The organism is Bartonella sp. AP258QHHD (assembly GCF_042196145.1).
Lineage (GTDB): Bacteria > Pseudomonadota > Alphaproteobacteria > Rhizobiales > Rhizobiaceae > Bartonella.
In genome coordinates this window covers 6743-9920 of the sequence record NZ_JBHIPR010000015.1, presented here as the reverse complement: position 1 = coordinate 9920, position 3178 = coordinate 6743, and the positions used below count along the sequence as shown (strand labels likewise).

General features: G+C 43.4%; 4 pseudogenes. All 4 read left to right on the top strand.

Going from position 1 to position 3178, the window contains the following annotated elements:
• A pseudogene (locus tag ACFIMM_RS02205) lies at nt 1-1123 on the top strand (hypothetical protein); the annotation flags it as partial.
• Nucleotides 1116-1856: pseudogene (locus ACFIMM_RS02200) on the top strand (hypothetical protein); the annotation flags it as partial. The pseudogenes ACFIMM_RS02205 and ACFIMM_RS02200, both read left to right, overlap by 8 nt.
• Nucleotides 1857-1872: 16 nt before the next feature.
• Nucleotides 1873-2064, top strand: a pseudogene (locus ACFIMM_RS02195) (hypothetical protein); the annotation flags it as partial.
• 125 nt (nt 2065-2189) lie between these two features.
• Nucleotides 2190-3178, top strand: a pseudogene (locus ACFIMM_RS02190) (hypothetical protein); the annotation flags it as partial.

The following is a 3178-nucleotide window of genomic DNA, read 5'->3' as shown; positions in this document are numbered from 1 at the left end:
CTTATGGGAGCGTTTTAGAAAATCAGAATTTTCCGAGCATCTCATGGATTTTTTTGCGGGGTTAGCATCAGGAAAAACACCGCAAGAAAGCTTTTCAAATGCGGCGCTTGTTATGCGGCAGGGCAATAATGTACGTGCTCAAAATAGACCAATTTTTGAGTTTTTACGCTCTAAAGGATACGATGATAAAGACGCACAAGCCCTTGTGCAATATCCAGATCTTGCCATGAAAGTGATTGGCAACACGTTAAGCCCTCAAGAAGGCTATAGAACATTGACATCAGAAGAAAAGGCAGAGCAGGGATTGCCTGAGGATATGACTTTCCAAGTCTCAACAAGCACAGGGAAAATTATCCCAGTCCAAGGGGGACAACGTTCCACTGCTTCTGGATTAGGGGGAAATACTGATAACATGCTGTCAAAGCCTGAAGCAGGTTATATGCTTATTAAGGATGAAAATGCCCCTCATGGTATACGTGCGATGCCAATTGCAGGCAGTGGTGCAGAACATAAATTAATTCAAGAACAGAAAGAGGAGGAGCGTAAAGAACAGCAAGTGAAAATGCAAATTCTGGATACAGCAGACCGGTCAAATCGTATACTCTCGTCATCTAAAGAATTGCTAAAAATTGTTGAGGAACACCCGCATGTTGTTGGTTTCACGGGTTCTATAATGTCGTTCCTTCCTAATTCTAAGGCAAAAGATTTTGGGCATATGCTCGATTCATTGAAGGCAAGTATCGGGCTTGATGCCTTGAGAAAAGCAAAAGCATTTTCACCAAATGGCGCATCTGGCTTTGGGAATTTGTCTAATATGGAATTGCAAGCATTGCAAAACTCTGTAGCGGCGTTGTATCAAGATCTTTCTGCAGAGCAAATGAAGAAATCTTTAAAAACAGTTATTGACACTTTCAATAAATCCAATGCAGCAACGCGCGCAATTCTTTTTGGTGGTGCAGAAGCAACAAACGAGCTCGTTCGAGCCGCCTATGGGCAAGATGCTTATAAGGGAAATCATGCACAGTCAAATGATCCACTAGAAAAACAGATAGAAGCATTGCCGGAAGGCATGTTGTTCGTTGATAGAGATGGACGCATTAAGGAGAAACAAACCAATGGCTGAAGTAATCCCCCCTCTTATTAATCGTAAAAACACAAGAGTCATTGGGCATATAAGTGACTATACACCAGAACAGCTTCAAGAGCTTTTTTCAAAAAATAAGGAAAGGTTAAGGGGTTCTGTTACAGGAAATAAAGGTGCAACAGAGGAAACAGAAGAAGATGGTCCACATCCAAGTGCTGCGGGTGCTTTTGGATGGGGAGCTCTTCACGGGTTAACCCTAGGCTATGATGATGAATTAGCCGGAATATTAGAGGCGGGTCCTATTGCTTATTGGACGGGAGATAAAGAGGCAGTCAAAAAATATAATGAAGTAACAAAGCGATGGCGTGACTATCAAAGAGCGGCGAACCGAGATCAGTTTTATCTATCTCTTGCGGGGAATTTAGCGGGTGCTGCGGCACCCGTAATTGCTTCTGCTCTCTTTCCACCCGCGGCAGGTGCTACTGCGGCTGCTCGTGCGGCAATTGGGGCTGATATTGTGCTGGGAGGTAGAGCTGGTGTTGCAGGAGCACAAATAACCAGTAAAGCTTTAGCAGCAGGAGAAAGGGCGGTGCAATCTGCTTTAGCAGAGGGTGCGGAACGGGCAGCGGCAAAAGCTGCAGGTGAAGCAGCAATGAAAGCAGTAGCAAGTAAAGAGGCGGCAAAATTTAGCTTGGGGCGTGCAGCAAAAACTGGAGCCATTTATGGTGGAATAGCAGGCAGTGGTGAGGGGGAAGGGCTTGCAGATACTCTAGTGTCTGCTGGGGNGTAAAGAGGCGGCAAAATTTAGCTTGGGGCGTGCAGCAAAAACTGGAGCCATTTATGGTGGAATAGCAGGCAGTGGTGAGGGAGAAGGGCTTGCAGATACTCTAGTGTCTGCTGGGTTTGGTGCAGGGCTAGGCGTTGCAACACCATTTGTTGCCAGTGGTGTATCAAAAGCAACATCTTTTGCGACAAGATCATGAAAAAAAACGCCTGCTATTGTGAAAAAAACACCTGCGGCTCTCAAAAACACAGTTGGAAAATTGTTTGGTAAAACTGAACCAATAACACAAGGTGTAGAAAAAGAAGCATTTCAGATAAGCGNCTTGCAGATACTCTAGTGTCTGCTGGGTTTGGTGCAGGGCTAGGCGTTGCAACACCATTTGTTGCCAGTGGTGTATCAAAAGTGACACCTTTTGTGACAAAATCACTTAAAGCAGCATTGAGAGGACCTATAAGCCCAGCTGAAATGGCAGCAAAAGCAGCGCTAATGCCAGAAAAAGAAGCATTTCAGGTAAGCGATAGAGCGCTTAGGGATGTAAGCCAAACTTTAGGGGATGAAGGTGTTGATAAACTTGAAAGGGCATTAAAACAGCGAGGTCCTGATTCAATGATTATTGATCTTCATGATGGGCTTGCTACAAGAGCTTTTAAGGCAGCAAAAAAAGACCATGATACATATTCGCTCATAAGTAATCGTTTGAATGAAAGGCAAGATGCGAGTGCATTGCGGGTAAAGAATGCGTTGACAGATGTGATGGGTCCAAAAGTAGATACGCTTAATTTAAAGCAAGAGATTATCAAACAAGCACAGAACAAGGCTGAACCATTTTATGAGAGGGCGAAAGCTTCTCCTATTTCTAATGCTGTCAGTAAAGATTTATCGCGGTTGCAAGAAATTCCTGCCTTCCAAAAAGCCTATAAAAAAGCAATTGCGCGAATGCCAAATGAAGCGGATGCAACAGTTATAGGGAGCAATGGATATCCAAAGCTGAATATGCGAATTTTACATAAGATGAAAGAGGTTTTGGATGATCAAATTAAGTCTGCACGTATCAAAGGAAAATGGGGATATGCTCGAGATTTGACTGATTTCAAACAACGCATTCTGGACGTTTTGGATACATCATCTCCAGAATATATTAAGGCACGGAAAATTTATTATGACGAGCGTACTATCGGTAATGCTTTGGAGCAAGGAAAAAAAGCACTGAATAAGAGTGTTGATCTTGATACAATCAACAGACAACTTTCAGATTTGGGGTTGATGGAAAAAGATGCGTTTCAAAAAGGTGTACGGTCACAAATAGAAAC